Annotated in this window: 15 protein-coding genes, 1 tRNA gene and 3 rRNA genes; 17 read left to right on the plus strand and 2 right to left on the minus strand. The window is 45.6% G+C overall.

Annotated elements, in window-relative coordinates; all coding sequences use genetic code 11:
* Positions 1-4: 4 nt before the first annotated feature.
* From folK to MKX41_RS25105, 17 genes are all read left to right on the plus strand, one after another.
* Positions 5-556: a 2-amino-4-hydroxy-6-hydroxymethyldihydropteridine diphosphokinase gene (gene folK / locus MKX41_RS25025; protein WP_339268091.1), complete on the plus strand. Its 552-nt coding sequence runs from the start codon at positions 5-7 to the stop codon at positions 554-556.
* Positions 523-717 (plus strand): helix-turn-helix domain-containing protein, encoded by a 195-nt coding sequence (locus MKX41_RS25030; RefSeq protein ID WP_234540301.1) that lies wholly within the window; start codon positions 523-525, stop codon positions 715-717. Before folK ends, MKX41_RS25030 begins: the two co-directional genes overlap by 34 nt.
* A gap of 40 nt (positions 718-757) precedes the next feature.
* Positions 758-1774 (plus strand): tRNA dihydrouridine synthase DusB, encoded by a 1017-nt coding sequence (gene dusB / locus MKX41_RS25035; protein WP_042183908.1) that lies wholly within the window; start codon positions 758-760, stop codon positions 1772-1774.
* A 201-nt stretch (positions 1775-1975) separates the two neighbouring features.
* Positions 1976-2455: a transcription elongation factor GreA gene (greA, locus tag MKX41_RS25040; protein WP_042183910.1), complete on the plus strand. Its 480-nt coding sequence runs from the start codon at positions 1976-1978 to the stop codon at positions 2453-2455.
* Positions 2456-2611: 156 nt separating this feature from the next.
* Positions 2612-4132 (plus strand): lysine--tRNA ligase, encoded by a 1521-nt coding sequence (gene lysS / locus MKX41_RS25045; protein WP_179085871.1) that lies wholly within the window; start codon positions 2612-2614, stop codon positions 4130-4132.
* A gap of 406 nt (positions 4133-4538) precedes the next feature.
* Positions 4539-6096, plus strand: a 16S ribosomal RNA gene (locus tag MKX41_RS25050).
* Positions 6097-6328: 232 nt separating this feature from the next.
* A 23S ribosomal RNA gene (locus MKX41_RS25055) occupies positions 6329-9257 on the plus strand.
* A 73-nt stretch (positions 9258-9330) separates the two neighbouring features.
* Positions 9331-9447, plus strand: a 5S ribosomal RNA gene (gene rrf, locus MKX41_RS25060).
* Together the 16S, 23S and 5S rRNA genes form the textbook arrangement of a ribosomal RNA operon.
* 431 nt (positions 9448-9878) lie before the next feature.
* Positions 9879-11336, plus strand: coding sequence for an IMP dehydrogenase (gene guaB, locus MKX41_RS25065; RefSeq protein WP_149647701.1), 1458 nt, complete (start codon positions 9879-9881; stop codon positions 11334-11336).
* 161 nt (positions 11337-11497) lie between these two features.
* The gene (locus tag MKX41_RS25070; RefSeq protein ID WP_340975067.1) at positions 11498-12844 is read left to right on the plus strand and encodes a D-alanyl-D-alanine carboxypeptidase family protein; all 1347 of its coding nucleotides are present in this window, start codon (positions 11498-11500) and stop codon (positions 12842-12844) included.
* A 111-nt stretch (positions 12845-12955) separates the two neighbouring features.
* On the plus strand, positions 12956-13837 hold the full coding sequence (gene pdxS, locus MKX41_RS25075; RefSeq protein WP_042123186.1) for a pyridoxal 5'-phosphate synthase lyase subunit PdxS: 882 nt from the start codon (positions 12956-12958) through the stop codon (positions 13835-13837).
* A gap of 18 nt (positions 13838-13855) precedes the next feature.
* Positions 13856-14452 carry a pyridoxal 5'-phosphate synthase glutaminase subunit PdxT gene (pdxT, locus tag MKX41_RS25080; protein ID WP_340973615.1) on the plus strand — a complete coding sequence of 199 codons (597 nt, stop codon included), beginning with the start codon at positions 13856-13858 and terminating at the stop codon, positions 14450-14452.
* A gap of 73 nt (positions 14453-14525) precedes the next feature.
* Positions 14526-15812, plus strand: coding sequence for a serine--tRNA ligase (gene serS / locus MKX41_RS25085; RefSeq protein WP_076301054.1), 1287 nt, complete (start codon positions 14526-14528; stop codon positions 15810-15812).
* Positions 15813-15880: 68 nt separating this feature from the next.
* Positions 15881-15969, plus strand: a tRNA-Ser gene (locus MKX41_RS25090).
* Between the two features lie 176 nt (positions 15970-16145).
* Positions 16146-16487, plus strand: coding sequence for a hypothetical protein (locus MKX41_RS25095; protein WP_042183934.1), 342 nt, complete (start codon positions 16146-16148; stop codon positions 16485-16487).
* Positions 16488-16499: 12 nt separating this feature from the next.
* Positions 16500-16652: a small acid-soluble spore protein P gene (locus MKX41_RS25100; RefSeq protein WP_042183936.1), complete on the plus strand. Its 153-nt coding sequence runs from the start codon at positions 16500-16502 to the stop codon at positions 16650-16652.
* Positions 16653-16754: 102 nt separating this feature from the next.
* Complete coding sequence (locus MKX41_RS25105) at positions 16755-17846, plus strand: hypothetical protein (RefSeq protein WP_076301053.1); 1092 nt, start codon at positions 16755-16757, stop codon at positions 17844-17846.
* Between the two features lie 104 nt (positions 17847-17950).
* On the opposite strand, the gene MKX41_RS25110 is transcribed toward MKX41_RS25105, so the two are convergent.
* Positions 17951-18520 (minus strand): GNAT family N-acetyltransferase, encoded by a 570-nt coding sequence (locus MKX41_RS25110; RefSeq protein ID WP_340973618.1) that lies wholly within the window; start codon positions 18518-18520, stop codon positions 17951-17953.
* A 112-nt stretch (positions 18521-18632) separates the two neighbouring features.
* A complete protein-coding gene (gene tadA / locus MKX41_RS25115; protein ID WP_340973619.1) occupies positions 18633-19145 on the minus strand; it encodes a tRNA adenosine(34) deaminase TadA in 513 nt (170 codons plus the stop codon).
* Between the last annotated feature and the right edge of the window lie 72 nt (positions 19146-19217).

The raw sequence follows: 19217 nt of genomic DNA on the forward strand, positions 1-19217 counted from the left end.
GTCCATGAATATACATTCCACCTCTGAAGAATCAGAGGCTTATATTGCTTTAGGGGCTAATTTGGGCGACCGTGAGGGCACGCTGTCAGAGGCTTTGAACAGACTGAATAATCATGATGAAATATCGGTAGTTCGCTGCTCCAATGTCTACGAGACAGAGCCAGTAGGTTATTTAGATCAGCCGCAGTTTCTTAATATGGCAGCAGCTTTGCGCACGACGCTTGCGCCAGAGACCTTGCTGGAAGTAATGCTGGGGATCGAAACGCAACTGGGTCGTATCCGGGATATTCGCTATGGACCGAGAACGGTAGATCTAGATTTATTGTGGGTAGAGGGCCAGACACTTGATACTCCGCATTTAACGTTACCGCATCCGCGTATGTTTGAGCGTGCATTTGTAATGCTTCCGCTCAGTGATATCGTTCCACAGAATGAACAGTCTTCCGGACTCCGCAAGTTGATTACAGCAGCGCTTCAAGACATAGACGGAAAGGAAGGAATTCGGTTGTGGACAACAAGCGTATGGGACGGAGGGTCAGGGCATTCCGCAAGCTAAAAGGCTATACTCAGCAGGAACTTGCGGATCTCACTGGGATTTCCTTGGCTGTGCTTGGCGCAGTCGAGAGGGGCAATAGACGTTTGGAAGATCAAATTTTAGATAAAATTGCGAATGTCTTAGGGGTTACAACCGAAGAATTGGTAAACCCTGACTCATAATTTTTAAGCAATTTAAATAGGAATAATGGAAGTGATACGAATGCTGAAGATTGGCGACATTGAGATGAAAAATCAAGTTGTTCTGGCACCTATGGCTGGGGTGTGCAATCCGGCCTTTCGTCTAATCGCTAAAGAGTTTGGTACAGGTTTAGTCTGTGCGGAAATGGTGAGCGACAAGGCTATTATTCACGGGAATACGCGTACTCGCGAAATGTTGTTTGTAGATGAACGGGAGAAACCGCTTAGTTTGCAGATTTTTGGCGGGGATAGAGAATCACTGGTGCAAGCAGCTAAAGTGGTTGATAAAGAAACCAATGCTGATATTATCGATATCAATATGGGATGCCCAGTGCCTAAAGTAACTAAATGTGATGCGGGAGCCCGCTGGCTTTTGAATCCCGATAAAATCTATGAAATGGTCTCTGCAGTTGTCGATGTTGTCGATAAACCCGTAACCGTGAAAATGCGGATTGGCTGGGATAGCGAGCATATTTTTGTCGAAGATAATGCACGTGCAGTAGAACGTGCCGGTGGCAAGGCTGTCAGTGTACATGGACGAACACGGGAGCAACTCTACACGGGGCGTGCAGATTGGAATTATATCAAGATGGCAAAAGAAGCGGTCTCCATTCCGGTTATCGGCAATGGTGATGTCAATACACCTGAAGATGCTCGGGCTATGCTTGATCAGACCGGTTGTGATGGCGTGATGATCGGGCGTGGTGCGCTAGGTAACCCATGGATGCTGTACCGTACGATTCAGTATTTAAGCACCGGGGAACTGATGCCTGAACCTGGATTGGATGAGAAGATTAAGGTTGCCATTCTTCATATGGATCGGCTGGTTGCACTTAAGGGAGAAGCAGTAGCCGTTCGGGATATGCGTAAGCATATGGCTTGGTATTTAAAAGGCCTGAAGTCTGCTGCACGAGTAAAGGATGTGCTCATGTTAGAGACAGAACGTGATGGAATGGTGAAGATTTTGAATGATTTTGTCGTTCAACTAAAGCATGAAGAAGAGAATAAGGGTAATGAAATGTCTGCTTCCGCAGTATAAACGTTGTTTTCCTTACGCTTTTTGAACACATCCCACTTTATATGTGGTGTCATTGACATTTTGTAGCGGTTCCAATATAATTTCACAGTATAAAATCGCCGTTACAGTAAGAGCAATGCAGCAGGGAGGGTTCTTATCCTCCTAGATTAGCATATAGTATGGTGTTTTCAATAAATGTATACGACAGGAGAATCGGTTGAGATGAGCGATAAAGAAGTCATCCTTACGCCGGACGGGCTAAAGCGTCTGGAAGATGAGCTGGAATTCCTCAAATCTGTGAAACGCCGCGAGGTTGCTGAACGGATTAAGGTAGCGATTGGCTACGGAGATATCAGTGAGAACTCGGAGTATGAAGACGCGAAGAATGAGCAGGCTTTTATCGAAGGACGCGTTATCACCTTGGAGAAGATGCTTCGCAACGCGCGCATCATTAATAGCGACGAGATCGTTACTGATGTGGTAAGTATCGGTGTTACTGTAAGTGTTGAAGATTTGGAATATGGTGACACTATGGAATACACGATCGTAGGTACAGCGGAGTCCGATCCACTGAATAATAAGATCTCCAACGAAAGTCCAGTAGGCAAAGCCATCATCGGCAAGAAAATAGGCACGATTGTTGACGTTAATACACCTGCAGGCGTTATTCAATATAAAATTCTCGATATCAGAATGAAGTAGTGTACAGATCTTATAGTCTGTAAATAGATGTGCTGCCGAATGTATAAGTAGTTTTCTTGTATGCAGGCAGATAAGGGAACATTGTTTGGGAAAGCTTCCTTAGGGAAGCTTTTTTTCAAAATATAAGGGATTTATATCTGCAAGGGGATGAATAGCATGACCGAGGAAATGAATAATGTGGAGAATGCAGAGAACGAACTTAGTGAGCTTTTGCAAATCCGCCGTGCCAAATTGGACGAGCTAAGAGGACTTGGTATCGATCCTTTCGGCAAAAAGTATGAGCGTACAGCTAACGCTGGCGACCTAGTATCGAAGTATGATGGACTTTCTAAAGAAGAATTGGACGAGCTATCTGTTGAAGTCAGCATAGCGGGTCGCATTATGGCAAAACGTGTTATGGGTAAAGCCAGTTTTGCGCATATCCAAGATCTCAGTGGAAGAATTCAGCTTTATGTTCGTCAAGACAGCATTCCTGAAACGCAATACGCAGCGTTCAATGTTCTCGATCTAGGAGACATCATCGGCGTTCGCGGAACAGTATTCAAAACCAAAACAGGCGAGACCTCCATCAAAGTGCATAATCTCGAAGTCTTGTCCAAGTCCTTGTTGCCGCTTCCTGAGAAATATCATGGTCTTAAAGATGTAGAGCTGCGTTACCGTCAGCGCTATGTTGATTTGATTATTAATCCGGAAGTTCAACAGACCTTTATTGCTCGTTCAAGAATCATTCAATCTATGCGTCGTTATTTGGATTCACTTGGCTATCTTGAAGTTGAGACACCTACACTTCATGCGATTGCCGGTGGAGCTGCAGCGCGTCCGTTCATTACTTACCACAACACGCTTGAAATGCAGCTTTATATGCGTATTGCTATTGAGCTTCATTTGAAACGTCTTATTGTTGGTGGACTGGAAAAAGTATACGAAATCGGTCGTGTATACCGTAATGAAGGAATTTCGACTCGTCACAATCCTGAGTTTACTATGATTGAGCTGTATGAAGCTTATGCTGATTACAAGGACATCATGAACCTTACGGAGAATATGATCGCTCATATTGCCCAAGAGGTATTAGGAACTCAACAGGTCGACTATCAAGGCAAGCCGGTAGATCTGTCACCAGGATGGCGTCGTGTAACTATGGTTGATGCCGTTAAAGAAGTAACCGGTGTTGATTTCAGTGTTCATATGACAGATGAGGAAGCACAGGCTCTGGCAAAAGAGCACCGTGTACCTGTAGAGAAGCACATGTCTTTCGGTCATATCCTTAATGCTTTCTTCGAGCAATTTGTAGAGGAAACTCTGATTCAGCCTACCTTTGTAATGGGACATCCGGTTGAAATCTCACCACTGGCGAAGAAAAACGATGAGGATCCACGCTTCACCGATCGTTTTGAATTGTTTATTGTGGGTCGTGAACATGCGAATGCATTTAGTGAATTGAATGATCCGATCGACCAGCGTCAACGCTTTGAAGCGCAAATCCAGGAGAAAGAGCAAGGTAATGACGAAGCTCATGAAATGGACGATGACTTTATCCGTGCTTTGGAATATGGTATGCCTCCTACAGGTGGACTGGGAATCGGTGTAGACCGTTTGATCATGTTGCTTACCAATTCTGCATCTATTCGTGATGTACTGCTGTTCCCGCATATGCGTAACCGTACAAACGAATAGCATTTATACAACAATGAGCACAGGGGAGCTGTCTAGCGGCGGTTCTCCTTGGCTACTGTTGATCAGAAGGTAAAGATTCTGGTATCGTTATGAGGATATATAGCTTAATACTAATTTGTTTGAAAAAAAGTGTTGCAATGAATCTCTATACATGATATATTCTATTTCTGGCCGAGAAACACAAGCCGAGCTCGAAAAAGAAGTTTAAAAAAAGAGCTTGACATTAAACGGCCGAACATGATATAGTATAAGAGTTGCTGCTGAGACATTAAACGGCGCCAACGAGAACTTGATCTTTGAAAACTGAACAACGAGTGAGTAGGAAATCACGAAAGTGAAATCCAAAATTAGAGAATTAATTTTCTCGTCAGATGTTTCAAAATGAGCATATCGCTCTTTTCAATACTAATTGGAGAGTTTGATCCTGGCTCAGGACGAACGCTGGCGGCGTGCCTAATACATGCAAGTCGAGCGGAGTTATTTTGAAAGCTTGCTTTCAAAATAACTTAGCGGCGGACGGGTGAGTAACACGTAGGCAACCTGCCCCTTAGACTGGGATAACTACCGGAAACGGTAGCTAATACCGGATAATTTCTTTTTTCTCCTGAAGAAAGAATGAAAGACGGAGCAATCTGTCACTGAGGGATGGGCCTGCGGCGCATTAGCTAGTTGGTGGGGTAACGGCCCACCAAGGCGACGATGCGTAGCCGACCTGAGAGGGTGAACGGCCACACTGGGACTGAGACACGGCCCAGACTCCTACGGGAGGCAGCAGTAGGGAATCTTCCGCAATGGACGAAAGTCTGACGGAGCAACGCCGCGTGAGTGATGAAGGTTTTCGGATCGTAAAGCTCTGTTGCCAGGGAAGAACGTCCGGTAGAGTAACTGCTATCGGAGTGACGGTACCTGAGAAGAAAGCCCCGGCTAACTACGTGCCAGCAGCCGCGGTAATACGTAGGGGGCAAGCGTTGTCCGGAATTATTGGGCGTAAAGCGCGCGCAGGCGGTCATTTAAGTCTGGTGTTTAAACCTTGGGCTCAACCTGAGGTCGCACTGGAAACTGGGTGACTTGAGTACAGAAGAGGAAAGTGGAATTCCACGTGTAGCGGTGAAATGCGTAGATATGTGGAGGAACACCAGTGGCGAAGGCGACTTTCTGGGCTGTAACTGACGCTGAGGCGCGAAAGCGTGGGGAGCAAACAGGATTAGATACCCTGGTAGTCCACGCCGTAAACGATGAGTGCTAGGTGTTAGGGGTTTCGATACCCTTGGTGCCGAAGTTAACACAGTAAGCACTCCGCCTGGGGAGTACGGTCGCAAGACTGAAACTCAAAGGAATTGACGGGGACCCGCACAAGCAGTGGAGTATGTGGTTTAATTCGAAGCAACGCGAAGAACCTTACCAGGTCTTGACATCCCTCTGAATCCACTAGAGATAGTGGCGGCCTTCGGGACAGAGGAGACAGGTGGTGCATGGTTGTCGTCAGCTCGTGTCGTGAGATGTTGGGTTAAGTCCCGCAACGAGCGCAACCCTTAACTTTAGTTGCCAGCAGGTTAAGCTGGGCACTCTAGAGTGACTGCCGGTGACAAACCGGAGGAAGGTGGGGATGACGTCAAATCATCATGCCCCTTATGACCTGGGCTACACACGTACTACAATGGCCGGTACAACGGGAAGCGAAACCGCGAGGTGAAGCCAATCCCATCAAAGCCGGTCTCAGTTCGGATTGCAGGCTGCAACTCGCCTGCATGAAGTCGGAATTGCTAGTAATCGCGGATCAGCATGCCGCGGTGAATACGTTCCCGGGTCTTGTACACACCGCCCGTCACACCACGAGAGTTTACAACACCCGAAGTCGGTGGGGTAACCCGCAAGGGAGCCAGCCGCCGAAGGTGGGGTAGATGATTGGGGTGAAGTCGTAACAAGGTAGCCGTATCGGAAGGTGCGGCTGGATCACCTCCTTTCTATGGAGAATCGTCTTCTGCAATGAAGACATTCAAATCGGAAGTTAAGCTTCCACAACTCAGGTTTAGGCCTGTTACTCACTCGTTGCTCAGTTTTGAGAGTTTAAGCTCTCAAGTAAGACTTGATCCTTGAAAACTGGATACCGAAACGAATTTGCGTTTTAGAACATCTTTTAGCAACTTGTGTAAACAAGTAAATGTTATTAGTGAGATTTTTCTTAGGAAAAATCAAGGTTAAGCTAATAAGAGCACACGGAGGATGCCTAGGCGCCAGGAGCCGACGAAGGACGTGGCGAACAACGAAACTGCCTCGGGGAGCTGTAAGCAAGCTTTGATCCGGGGGTGTCCGAATGGGGAAACCCAGCTGTGGTAATTCGCAGTTACTCATTTCTGAATACATAGGGAATGTAGAGGCAGACCAGGGGAACTGAAACATCTAAGTACCCTGAGGAAGAGAAAACAATAGTGATTCCGTCAGTAGCGGCGAGCGAACGCGGAACAGCCTAAACCTGAGAGCTTGCTCTTAGGGGTTGTGGGACGTCTCACATGGAGTTACAAAGGAATATGGTAGGTGAAGAGGTCTGGAAAGGCCCGCGATAGAGGTAAAAGCCCTGTAACCTAAACTGTGTTCTCTCCGAGACGGATCCCGAGTAGTGCGGGGCACGTGAAACCCCGTATGAATCCAGCAGGACCATCTGCTAAGGCTAAATACTACCTGGCGACCGATAGTGAAACAGTACCGTGAGGGAAAGGTGAAAAGCACCCCGGAAGGGGAGTGAAATAGAACCTGAAACCGTGTGCTTACAAAAAGTCAGAGCCCTATCTATGGGTGATGGCGTGCCTTTTGTAGAATGAACCGGCGAGTTACGTTTAACATGCAAGGTTAAGTCGAGAAGACGGAGCCGCAGCGAAAGCGAGTCTGAATAGGGCGATTGAGTATGTGGACGTAGACCCGAAACCGTGTGATCTACCCCTGTCCAGGGTGAAGGTGCGGTAACACGCACTGGAGGCCCGAACCCACGCATGTTGAAAAATGCGGGGATGAGGTGGGGGTAGCGGAGAAATTCCAATCGAACTCGGAGATAGCTGGTTCTCCCCGAAATAGCTTTAGGGCTAGCCTCGGTATAAGAGTAGTGGAGGTAGAGCACTGATTGGGTGCGGGGTCCGCAAGGATTACCAAGCTCAGTCAAACTCCGAATGCCATATACTTATTGCCGGGAGTCAGACAGTGAGTGCTAAGATCCATTGTCAAAAGGGAAACAGCCCAGACCATCAGCTAAGGTCCCCAAGTGTGTGTTAAGTGGGAAAGGATGTGGAGTTGCACAGACAACCAGGATGTTGGCTTAGAAGCAGCCACCATTGAAAGAGTGCGTAATAGCTCACTGGTCGAGTGACTCTGCGCCGAAAATGTAACGGGGCTAAACACACCACCGAAGCTATGGCTAGATACGTATGTATCTGGGGTAGGGGAGCGTTGTATGTGGGTTGAAGGTGTACCGTAAGGAGCGCTGGACAGCATACAAGTGAGAATGCCGGTATGAGTAACGAAAAGATCAGTGAGAATCTGATCCGCCGAAAGCCCAAGGTTTCCTGAGGAAGGCTCGTCCGCTCAGGGTAAGTCGGGACCTAAGGCGAGGCCGAAAGGCGTAGTCGAAGGACAACAGTTTGAAATTACTGTACCACCGTAATCCGCTATGAGCGATGGGGTGACGCAGGAGGGTAGTGACGCGGACTGATGGATATGTCCGTCTAAGCAGTGAGGCTGATGTGTAGGCAAATCCGCACATCGTTAAGGCTGGGCTGTGATGGGGAGCGAAAATTACAGTAGCGAAGGTCATGATCTCACACTGCCAAGAAAAGCCTCTAGCCAGGAGAAGGTGCCCGTACCGCAAACCGACACAGGTAGGCGAGAAGAGAATTCTAAGGCGCGCGGAAGAACTCTCGTTAAGGAACTCGGCAAAATGACCCCGTAACTTCGGGAGAAGGGGTGCCCCGGTAGTGTGAATAGCACGAGGGGGCCGCAGTGAAAAGGCCCAAGCGACTGTTTAGCAAAAACACAGGTCTGTGCGAAGCCGCAAGGCGAAGTATACGGGCTGACGCCTGCCCGGTGCTGGAAGGTTAAGGGGAGTGGTTAGGGGTAACCCGAAGCTATGAACCGAAGCCCCAGTAAACGGCGGCCGTAACTATAACGGTCCTAAGGTAGCGAAATTCCTTGTCAGGTAAATTCTGACCCGCACGAATGGCGTAACGACTTGGGCGCTGTCTCAACGAGAGATCCGGTGAAATTTTAATACCTGTGAAGATGCAGGTTACCCGCGACAAGACGGAAAGACCCCATGGAGCTTTACTGCAGCTTGATATTGAATTTGGGTACGATCTGTACAGGATAGGTGGGAGCCGTAGAAATCGGAGCGCAAGCTTCGGTGGAGGCGCCGTTGGGATACCACCCTGATCGTATCTAGGTTCTAACCTAGTACCCTTACCGGGTACGGGGACCGTGTCAGGCGGGCAGTTTGACTGGGGCGGTCGCCTCCTAAAGAGTAACGGAGGCGTTCCAAGGTTCCCTCAGAATGGTTGGAAATCATTCGAAGAGTGCAAAGGCATAAGGGAGCTTGACTGCGAGACCTACAAGTCGAGCAGGGACGAAAGTCGGACTTAGTGATCCGGTGGTACCGCATGGAAGGGCCATCGCTCAACGGATAAAAGCTACCCTGGGGATAACAGGCTTATCTCCCCCAAGAGTCCACATCGACGGGGAGGTTTGGCACCTCGATGTCGGCTCATCGCATCCTGGGGCTGAAGTAGGTCCCAAGGGTTGGGCTGTTCGCCCATTAAAGCGGTACGCGAGCTGGGTTCAGAACGTCGTGAGACAGTTCGGTCCCTATCTGTCGTGGGCGCAGGAAATTTGAGAGGAGCTGTCCTTAGTACGAGAGGACCGGGATGGACGTACCGCTGGTGCACCAGTTGTTTCGCCAGAAGCATGGCTGGGTAGCTACGTACGGACGGGATAAGCGCTGAAAGCATCTAAGCGTGAAGCCCCCCTCAAGATGAGATTTCCCAATTAGTAAGACCCCTTGAAGACGACGAGGTAGATAGGTTGGAGGTGGAAGTGCAGTAATGCATGGAGCTGACCAATACTAATCGGTCGAGGGCTTATCCTATACTTAGAACGCAAATTCAATTCGGATTCAGTTTTCAGGCATCAAGCCTGAGCATTTACGATGTAAATGCCCGTTTGGTGGCGATAGCGGAGGGGTTCCACGCGTACCCATCCCGAACACGACCGTTAAGCCCTCCAGCGCCGATGGTACTTGGACCGAAGGGTCCTGGGAGAGTAGGACGTTGCCAAGCACGCAAGACCACTGTTGAGTAATCGACAGTGGTCTTTTTGTTGTATTATTGAAGAATTCATTAGGGTTTATTTTGAGATACTACATTAGAGATAGGTGTAAGCATTGGTGATGGGTATGGTGGATTGTATAATTTCACCACTAAATGTCCACTCTGTGCGGACAATAGTCCAATAATTCGCTTACGCGTGAGTCGTTTTTTGAATACCTACTCTGATGATGTAATGTTCTTGACAGTCCAAATGCCCTTTGCTAAGATGGCAATAATATATTTTTGGATAAGCATCTCAAACCTAAATTGAAGATATGAACTTGTTCAACTTCCAGATGTACAGAGTTGTCTGTCGTGAATGGACTTAAAGTCGAAGGTTCTTCTTTTATAAAGTTTGTAGGCGGGTATAATTTAAAAACAACCGAGGAGGAATGACCCAGGTGTGGAAAGATAAGTTTGGTAAAGAAGGTCTGACTTTTGATGATGTGCTGCTGGTTCCGCGTAAATCTGAGGTACTGCCGAAGGAAGTAGATTTGACTACAGTTCTAAGTAAGAATGTGAAGTTGAACATCCCGCTTATGAGTGCAGGTATGGACACAGTCACAGAAGCGGCTATGGCCATTGCTATTGCTCGTGAGGGTGGTATCGGGATTATTCACAAGAATATGCCTGTAGAGCAGCAAGCGGAAGAAGTGGATCGTGTAAAACGTTCTGAGAGCGGAGTTATTACTAACCCATTCTCTCTTTCAGCAGAACATCTGGTATCCGATGCTGAACTGCTGATGGGTAAATATCGTATTTCCGGAGTACCGATTGTAGACAGTGACAACAAACTGGTCGGTATTCTAACTAATAGAGATTTACGTTTTATTCATGACTTTAATATTCCAATCAAAGAAGTTATGACACATGAGAATCTCGTGACTGCTGCTGTAGGTACGACACTTCAAGAAGCAGAAGGCATCTTACAACGTCATAAAATTGAGAAATTGCCGCTGGTGGACGAGAATAACGTTCTTAAGGGCCTAATCACAATTAAAGATATTGAGAAGGCGATTCAGTTCCCTAACGGAGCGAAAGATGCACAGGGTCGCTTACTGGTTGGAGCAGCTGTTGGTATCTCTAAAGATACATTCGAGCGTACTGCAGCGTTAGTGAAATCAGGTGTGGATTTGATCGTCGTCGATTCTGCACATGGTCACCACATTAATATTATTGAAGCGGTTCGCCAAATTCGTGAGTTGTATCCTGATCTTACGATTGTTGCTGGTAACGTGGCTACAGGTGAAGCAACCCGTGAACTTATTGAAGCTGGAGCTTCTGTAGTTAAAGTAGGTATTGGACCTGGATCTATCTGTACAACACGAGTTATCGCTGGTATCGGTGTTCCGCAGGTTACAGCCATTTATGATTGTGCAACGGTTGCTCGTGAGTACGGAGTTCCTATCATCGCTGACGGTGGAATCAAGTATTCCGGTGAAATCACTAAGGCTATTGCCGCTGGTGCTCATGCAGTAATGATGGGAAGTATGTTTGCGGGTACAGAAGAAAGCCCAGGAGAATCGGAGCTTTATCAAGGCCGTAAATTTAAAGTATATCGTGGTATGGGCAGTATGAGTGCCATGAAACAAGGTAGTAAGGATCGTTATTTCCAGGATGACGATAAGAAGCTTGTTCCTGAAGGAATTGAGGGTCGTATCGCTTTTAAAGGGCCTCTTTCGGATACCGTTCATCAATTGATTGGCGGACTGCGTTCGGGTATGGGCTACTGTGGGACCAAGTCACTCGAAGAACTTCGGAATGACACTTCTTTCATTCGCATCACAAGTGCCGGACTTCGCGAAAGCCATCCACATGATGTGCAAATTACGAAAGAAGCGCCAAACTATTCCGTGTAATGGACTAGAAAGACTATTTTTTGGACAGACAGGACTATTTCGTCCTGTCTGTCTTTTTTTGCGTGTACCCCTGTGTTAGAATAGAACAAGCTATTGATATGAGGTTTAAAGGAGAGTAGTAATCATTGAAGCACAAACAGAAATTTAACGGTAAGCAATTTATGATTAAGACAGTCACAGTAGGTCTACTTTTAAATATGTTAGTTTCCACTCCACTTCCGGCATTCGCTGAGGAAGGTACGACAACGACAATACAAGCTGGTACTGCAACTCAGACGACTCAGAAAGCAGTAAAGATCCCTTCTGTGGAATCACTGGGTCTAAATTTGAAATCAGCGGTTCTAATAGAACCAACAACAGGTGAAATTCTTTTATCTATGAATGCAGATGAGGCTTTGCCTCCAGCTAGTATGACTAAGATGATGACAGAGTATCTTGTAGCAGAAGCGGTAAAGACTGGACAGCTTTCATGGGATCAAAAAGTCATAGTAGGGGAAAATGCGTCTAAACAGGTTGGATCACGTATTTTTCTAGCGGAAAATGACGAGCATACGGTTGAAGAGCTGTATATAGCAATGGCTGTCGGATCTGCAAATGATGCTACAGTAGCTTTGGCAGAACTAGTTTCCGGATCAGAATTGGAATTCGTAGAGCTAATGAATCAGACTGCCCAGAAGATGGGGATGAAAACTGCCTATTTTGTTAATTCTACTGGATTAGACAAAGCTGACATGCCTAAGAAGTTCCGCTCAACTGATAAAAAAGAAAACGTAATGTCAGCGATGGATGCTGCTATTCTTGCCAAATATATCGTTACTGATCATCCTGATTTTAATAGATTTACAACGGTTCAGTCGTATAAGTTCCGTGAACGTGATACCGCACCAATGATTAACTTTAACTGGATGTTGGAAGCTAACAAGAGTATCCAGAATTTTAAGGCTTATGCTTATGAGGGATTGGATGGTTTGAAAACAGGCCATACCGCTAGAGCAAAATATTGTTTTGCAGGTACAGCTGTACGTGATGGCATGCGTCTGATAAGTGTAGTAATGGGGGCTAATACAGAGCCACACCGTTTTACAGAGACGAAGAAAGTACTTGATTTCGGATTTAATAATTTTGAAATTAAACAGGTCGTGGCCCCTAAAGCAGTGTTAGCCGGCAACGAAACCGTGCCAGTTCTTAAAGGGAAAAATAAAAAGGTGTCTGTAGTTACGGATGAAGCTGTTTCGTTTATCGTCCCTAAGGGAACAACCTCCCCTCAAATTAAAACAACTGTTGAAATAAATGATCCAGCAACCTTAGTTGCTCCTATAGAACAATCTGCTAAAGTGGGTAAGGTTACTTATTCCTACCAAGTTGAAGGCATGTCTGATGTTCAGCAGAAGACAGTTAATCTGATTACTGCTGAAGAAGCGGAGAAAGCCGGTTGGTTCAGTTTATTCCTTAGAGCCATTGGAGATTTCTTCGGCGATTTATTTACAGGGATCAAGAACTTGTTCTAATGAATTTAGCATCGAAAATTGCGTTAAATCCGAGTAAGTGGATTGTATATTTCCCTTCATTGGGGTAAAATTACAAGTTAGATTAAGATAGATCATTCGGGGGGCTAGGACATGGAAACTGGAACATCGCGAGTTAAAAGAGGCATGGCAGAAATGCAAAAAGGCGGCGTCATTATGGACGTCATGAATGCAGAACAAGCAAAAATTGCTGAGGCTGCGGGTGCAGTAGCTGTTATGGCATTGGAACGCGTGCCTTCTGATATTCGCGCAGCTGGCGGTGTAGCACGGATGGCCGATCCTACAATTGTAGAAGAAGTTATCAAAGTGGTAAGTATCCCTGTTATGGCTAAGGCTCGTATTGGCCATTACGTAGAAGCAAAGGTTCTGGAATCCTTGGGTGTTGACTATTTGGATGAGAGTGAAGTTCTTACTCCTGCTGATGAAGTCTTCCATATTAATAAACGTGAGTTCACTGTTCCGTTCGTATGTGGAGCTAAAGACTTGGGTGAAGCCTTGAGACGTATTAACGAAGGTGCATCCATGATCCGTACGAAAGGTGAACCTGGAACAGGCAACATTGTTGAAGCAGTGCGTCATATGCGCTTTATCAATAGTCAAATCCGCAAAGTAACTAATTTGTCCAAGGATGAGCTATATAATGAAGCTAAGAACCTGGGAGTTCCTTACGAGCTACTGCTTGAAGTGCATGAGCTTGGTAAGCTGCCGGTTGTTAACTTTGCTGCTGGCGGTGTAGCAACTCCTGCCGATGCTGCCCTGATGATGCATCTAGGTGCGGATGGTGTGTTTGTAGGCTCAGGTATTTTTAAATCGGACAACCCCGAGAAATTTGCCCGTGCGATCGTTGAAGCCACTACACACTATACTGATTACAAACTGATTGCAGAAGTATCTAAGAACCTTGGCGCACCAATGAAGGGGATTGATATTGCAACTCTAACCCCGGCTGAACGTATGTCGGAGCGTGGCCGTTAATAGAGAGAAGGTTGCCGGATGAAAATAGGAGTGCTGGCGCTTCAAGGCGCAGTTACGGAGCATATTGTTAGTATGGAGAAGACCGGAGCAGTGGGCGTACCTATCAAGCGAGTAGAGCAGCTTGAGGAGGTTGATGGCCTAATTATTCCTGGTGGTGAGAGTACAACGATCGGTAAACTGATGCGAAAATATGGCTTCATCGAAGCCATACGTGATTTCTCCAATCAGGGCAAGCCGATTTTTGGAACATGCGCGGGTATGATTGTTCTGGCCAAACAAATTGCCGGCGGCGAACCAGGGCATTTGGAGCTAATGGATATTACGGTGGCTCGGAATGCATTCGGTCGTCAACGGGAAAGCTTTGAATGTGATCTGGAGGTTAAAGGAATTGATGAGCCGGTTCGTGCTGTTTTTATACGTGCACCGCTTATCAACGAGGTAGGCCCCGGTGTAGAAGTGCTTACAGTCTATAATGATGAGATTGTAACTGCACGGGAGGGTAACCTGCTGGTGTCTTCTTTTCATCCAGAATTGACCGATGATTTCAGACTGCATCAATATTTTGCTGATATGGTAGAGGCTACTATGCAAGTGCAACAACAGAATCGCATATAAGAACATCCTGACTCTTTCAAAGCTGTAAGCAGCAATTTGAAAGAGTTTAGGCTGTTTTCAGGAGGGAAACTTTGTGTTAGACGTAAAAGTATTACGCAGTGATTACGCTCGAGTTGAACAAGCCTTAGAGAAACGGGGTAAATCACTGGATTTAATTGCTGATTTTCCACAACTTGATCTACGCAGACGTGAATTACTGCAAGAAACAGAAGGTCTTAAGAACCGTCGTAATACGGTTTCTGGTGAAGTAGCGAAGAAGAAGAAGAATGGTGAGCCAGCAGATGACCTAATTGCAGAAATGCGTACGGTATCTGACCGAATTAAAGAGCTTGATGACGAAGTGCGTGAATTGGAAGTTCAGATTGCTGAACTTACTATGAGTATTCCGAATATTCCTCATGATTCAGTTCCAGTTGGTAAATCTGAGGATGATAACGTTGAATTGCGTCGCTGGTCGGAGCCAAAAGAATTCGGATTTACTCCGAAATCACATTGGGAGCTTGCGCAGCAGCTCGATATTATTGATTTTGAAGCTGCAGCGAAGGTTACGGGATCTCGGTTTGTTTTTTATAAAGGACTGGGAGCACGTTTAGAGCGGGCGCTTATTAACTTTATGATGGATCTGCACAGTGGTGAGCATAACTATGAAGAAATGCTGCCGCCTTACATTGTGAATAAAGACAGCTTGTACGGAACGGGGCAACTTCCTAAGTTTGAGGAAGATCTGTTTAAGTTACGTGACACTGAATACTATTTGATTCCTACAGCGGAAGTACCTGTAACCAACTACTATCGCGAAGAGATTTTGACAGCAGCAGATCTACCTAAGTATCATGTAGCATACAGCTCTTGTTTCCGTTCTGAGGCGGGTTCAGCTGGCCGTGATACTCGCGGTCTGATCCGTCAGCATCAATTCAACAAGGTAGAGCTGGTGAAGCTTACTACACCTGAATCCTCTTATGAGGAGTTAGAAAAAATGACAGCAGATGCTGAGCGTGTGCTGCAGCTTCTTGGATTGCCATATCGCGTACTTGGGCTATGTACAGCTGATATGGGCTTTACATCGGCTAAGACGTACGATTTGGAAGTATGGCTGCCTGAGAGTGGAATGTACCGTGAGATCTCTTCTTGCTCAAATACGGAGGACTTCCAAGCGCGTCGGGCAAATATTCGTTTCCGTAAAGATCCGAAATCCAAACCTGAATTTGTTCATACACTGAACGGATCTGCTTTGGCTGTTGGGCGTACTGTTGCAGCAATTCTTGAGAATTATCAGCAAGAGGATGGTAGTGTTCTGATTCCGGAATGTCTACAACCGTATATGCGCAATGTAAAATCGATCCAACCTAAAACTATTTAAGAAAATAGTTGCTTTTTCTTCGCACCATATGGTACAATTACTAATGCATGTGAAATTTATATGCATTTGGAGAGGTACCGAAGCGGTCATAACGGGGCGGTCTTGAAAACCGTTAGGGTGCAAGCCCACATGGGTTCGAATCCCATCCTCTCCGCCATTCCTTTATTATGAACTTTAAGAAATAAGCAGATAGAAACCGTCTCCTTTGGAGGCGGTTTTTTTGTTGTGCTTGAACTGGTACAGTTTTAGTTATTGTTTGATGAACCTAGTTCCATTGAGAATAAAAAGATTGATTTCTCCGCAATGTATTAGAGAAGGAGGATGATCATAATTATGGACAGACAATTGGAAGTAGATCAGCATAATCTTGTCTCGGCCTGGCAAGAACGCCTGCCTGCGTTAATGGAGGATGGGGACAGTTTCAATGTACTAGCGGATGATGGTGATCCGAATAGTCTGCTTATTCATTTTAATGCAGCAGGACGTCAAGGGTACTCACTTGATTTTCGTTGCAGGTATGTAGATAGCAGGGAGGTCGCTGTTGATCTGCTTGATGTGGAGCAGAGTGGAATTCATATTGATGAGCATAGTGATGCAGTACAGCTATTAGCACAGCAGTATTCACGGCAAATTCACGAATGTGCTCAGGCTCTACAGAATATAACTAATCCTTAGGAGGAATGAACAATGTCAAAGCCAAAAAGTATTCCAGTTCCCGGGGCACAGCCCAACGATGGCCAGCGTAGAAAGGAGCATAATTCTTCTGCACCAGAACCACTTTCTGGCTCTAAAAAGGTGAAGCAGGCTAATCATGTAGACCATCATAATCCGCAAGGATAACAAATAAAAACAATAAGAATTATAAAGAAGTGTTTCTTGATTTTTACAAATAGTTTATGATAAGTGGGGGAGATTTTTTTTACATGGGAGAGGAGAAAAATAATGAACAAAAAATGGGGTTTATCGGCCGCGGCACTGTTGCTTACAGCAGCAGTAATTCTGCCAGGATGTGCAAGTAAACAGGAGGCGCCAAAAGAGGCCTTAAAATCAGCCGCGTCAAAAGCGACTACGATGTCTTCATATGAGATGAAGAGTAAATTCTCGATCAATGATCTAACCATCGAGACTGCTGATGCTGAATCTGCTGCAATGACCACACAGGTACTCAGCATGCTCAAGAATGCTGATATTACCGTCGACGGGGTTTATCAGGCTGATCCAATGCAGACAGAGCTAACTATGGTTCTGAATCTCAAGGGCGATATGAGCATGAGCTTCAATGTCCCTATGGTGATGACCACTGAGAAGTTGTATGTTAAGATTCCATCGATTCCGTTCTTCCCGATTCCGGAGACAATCGTTAACAAGTTTGTAGAGGTGGATCTGAAGGCGTTGGCAGAGCAAGAGGGTGCTGAGTTTAATCCAAGCTCTCTGGATACGCAGAAAATGCAAAAGTTCTCTAATGAAGTGATGGACACTGTACTAGCTGAATATGATGAAGGAAAGTATTTCAAAGAGCTTAGTCCAAAGGAAGCAAATTTACCAGAAGGTGTTGAAGCTAAACAAGTCGTTCAGTTCCAAGTGACAAACGATAATGTTAAAGAAGCAATCACCATCTTTGTGAATAATGCCCTGCCTAAAATCATTGATATTGTGAGCAAGGAAGAATACAAGGATATGCTGCAGATTAATGATGCTGATCTGGCTAAGGCTAAAGAAGAGATCACATCAAGTGAAACTAGAACTGAATTCGATAAGAGTTTGGCGGATCTTGATAAGTATCTTACAATTAATCAGTTCCACTACAATACAGCGATCAATAAAGACGGATTCCCTGTGTATCAGGATTTATTGATGGACATTAAAGTAAATGATCCGGAAGATGGCACGAACGTAGCCTTCTCTGTAAACGGAACAGGTCAATATGGCAAGATTAACGAGAAGCCAGAGTTCAAGATTGGTATTCCTCAGGGCGATGATGTAATTACAATGGATCAACTAGAGGAGCAATTCGGTAGCTTGGGGACTTATTAATAAGAAGTTACGAGAGAAAGACCCGCATGTTGCGTATGATATACGCCCATGCGGGTCTTTTTATTAGAAAAAAAGATTTTAATTCTGAACGAGTCAGTAGGAAGTTATTTATGTTCATCCGGTAATACATCTTCGGCCAATATTGAGTAGGTTTGATGATCCTGCCACTGACCGTTTATTTTGAGATACTGGCGGGCGATACCTTCAGGTTTAAATCCGCTCTTCTCCAGCACCCTCCGGGAAGCCTCATTATGCAATAAGATGGCTGCCTGAACCCTATGAAGACCTAAAGCTCGAAAAGCATAGCCTAGAATTAATCCGACCGCTGCCGTCATATAACCTTTTCCTTGCATCCGATAATCCATTAAATAGCCTAAATCAGCATATTGAGCTATACCTCTTGAGACATTAGATAGCGTGATTTGACCTATTAGTTGTCCATCAAGCAGATAGACACCGAACATATAGGCTTTGTCCTCCTGAGCATCCACCAGACGCTGATTGATGATCCGTTGTTGACTCTCCAAAGTGTAGAATTGCTCATCGCGTTTTGGTTCAAATGGTTCATGTGTTAACCGATTATTCAAACGCAGCTCCAGTAAGTTCTCTGTATCCTTTAGCTCTAGAGGAGAAATATAGATACCATGTGAGGTATGATATAAAGTAAGGGTCATTTCAGGTCTCTCCTTTTTTTAAATATAAGAAAGTATAAGTTTAGCACCTATACTTTATGTTTTATATTTCTCGCTTAAACGCTTACCGTCCTTATAAGGACGCCGAAGGCGTTTATGCTTGTTTCGATGGTTTTTGACGTAAACGACGAAAGAATGAGGTCAGTAGGTCTGCACATTCTTCTTGTAAAATCCCCTGAATCACTTCGGTGCGATGGTTAAAACGCGGTTCTTCAAGCAAATTCATGAGGGTCCCGGCACATCCAGCCTTAGGATCAGGAGTGCCATATACAGTGAGGGGTACTCTTGATTGTACAATCGCTCCCGCACACATAGGACAAGGCTCTAAAGTAACATACAGCTGGCAATCCAGCAGTCGCCATGAGTTCATGACATTGCTGGCCTCACGAATGGCAACCATTTCTGCATGAGCTGTAGAATCCATTGTAGTTTCTCTTAAATTGTATCCACGTCCGATAATTTCACCATGCCGTACGATGACCGCCCCAATGGGAACCTCCCCTAATGCTTCAGCCTTGCGGGCTTCTGCTATCGCCTGCCTCATCCAGTATTCATGAACCGCTCGCATATCATCTAGCGATTCACCTGCTTTAATATTCAAGATCATCTTCCCTTCCTTTATATCCATTGTACAACGAACAAATATTCGTTCTTAACAAAATGTGCATAACTCTGTGGA

Source organism: Paenibacillus sp. FSL R5-0475, from assembly GCF_038004585.1.
Lineage (GTDB): Bacteria > Bacillota > Bacilli > Paenibacillales > Paenibacillaceae > Paenibacillus_AQ.

What these genes read in the sequence shown, in the direction of transcription:
- lysS (WP_179085871.1), top strand. Translation starts at nt 2,612, where the DNA reads ATGACCGAGGAAATGAATAATGTGGAGAATGCAGAGAACGAACTTAGT.
- MKX41_RS25070 (WP_340975067.1), top strand. Translation starts at nt 11,498, where the DNA reads ATGATTAAGACAGTCACAGTAGGTCTACTTTTAAATATGTTAGTTTCC.
- pdxT (WP_340973615.1), top strand. Translation starts at nt 13,856, where the DNA reads ATGAAAATAGGAGTGCTGGCGCTTCAAGGCGCAGTTACGGAGCATATT.
- pdxS (WP_042123186.1), top strand. Translation starts at nt 12,956, where the DNA reads ATGGAAACTGGAACATCGCGAGTTAAAAGAGGCATGGCAGAAATGCAA.
- MKX41_RS25030 (WP_234540301.1), top strand. Translation starts at nt 523, where the DNA reads ATGGGACGGAGGGTCAGGGCATTCCGCAAGCTAAAAGGCTATACTCAG.
- MKX41_RS25105 (WP_076301053.1), top strand. Translation starts at nt 16,755, where the DNA reads ATGAACAAAAAATGGGGTTTATCGGCCGCGGCACTGTTGCTTACAGCA.
- greA (WP_042183910.1), top strand. Translation starts at nt 1,976, where the DNA reads ATGAGCGATAAAGAAGTCATCCTTACGCCGGACGGGCTAAAGCGTCTG.
- MKX41_RS25095 (WP_042183934.1), top strand. Translation starts at nt 16,146, where the DNA reads ATGGACAGACAATTGGAAGTAGATCAGCATAATCTTGTCTCGGCCTGG.
- tadA (WP_340973619.1), bottom strand. Translation starts at nt 19,145, where the DNA reads ATGATCTTGAATATTAAAGCAGGTGAATCGCTAGATGATATGCGAGCG.
- MKX41_RS25110 (WP_340973618.1), bottom strand. Translation starts at nt 18,520, where the DNA reads ATGACCCTTACTTTATATCATACCTCACATGGTATCTATATTTCTCCT.
- dusB (WP_042183908.1), top strand. Translation starts at nt 758, where the DNA reads ATGCTGAAGATTGGCGACATTGAGATGAAAAATCAAGTTGTTCTGGCA.
- folK (WP_339268091.1), top strand. Translation starts at nt 5, where the DNA reads ATGAATATACATTCCACCTCTGAAGAATCAGAGGCTTATATTGCTTTA.
- MKX41_RS25100 (WP_042183936.1), top strand. Translation starts at nt 16,500, where the DNA reads ATGTCAAAGCCAAAAAGTATTCCAGTTCCCGGGGCACAGCCCAACGAT.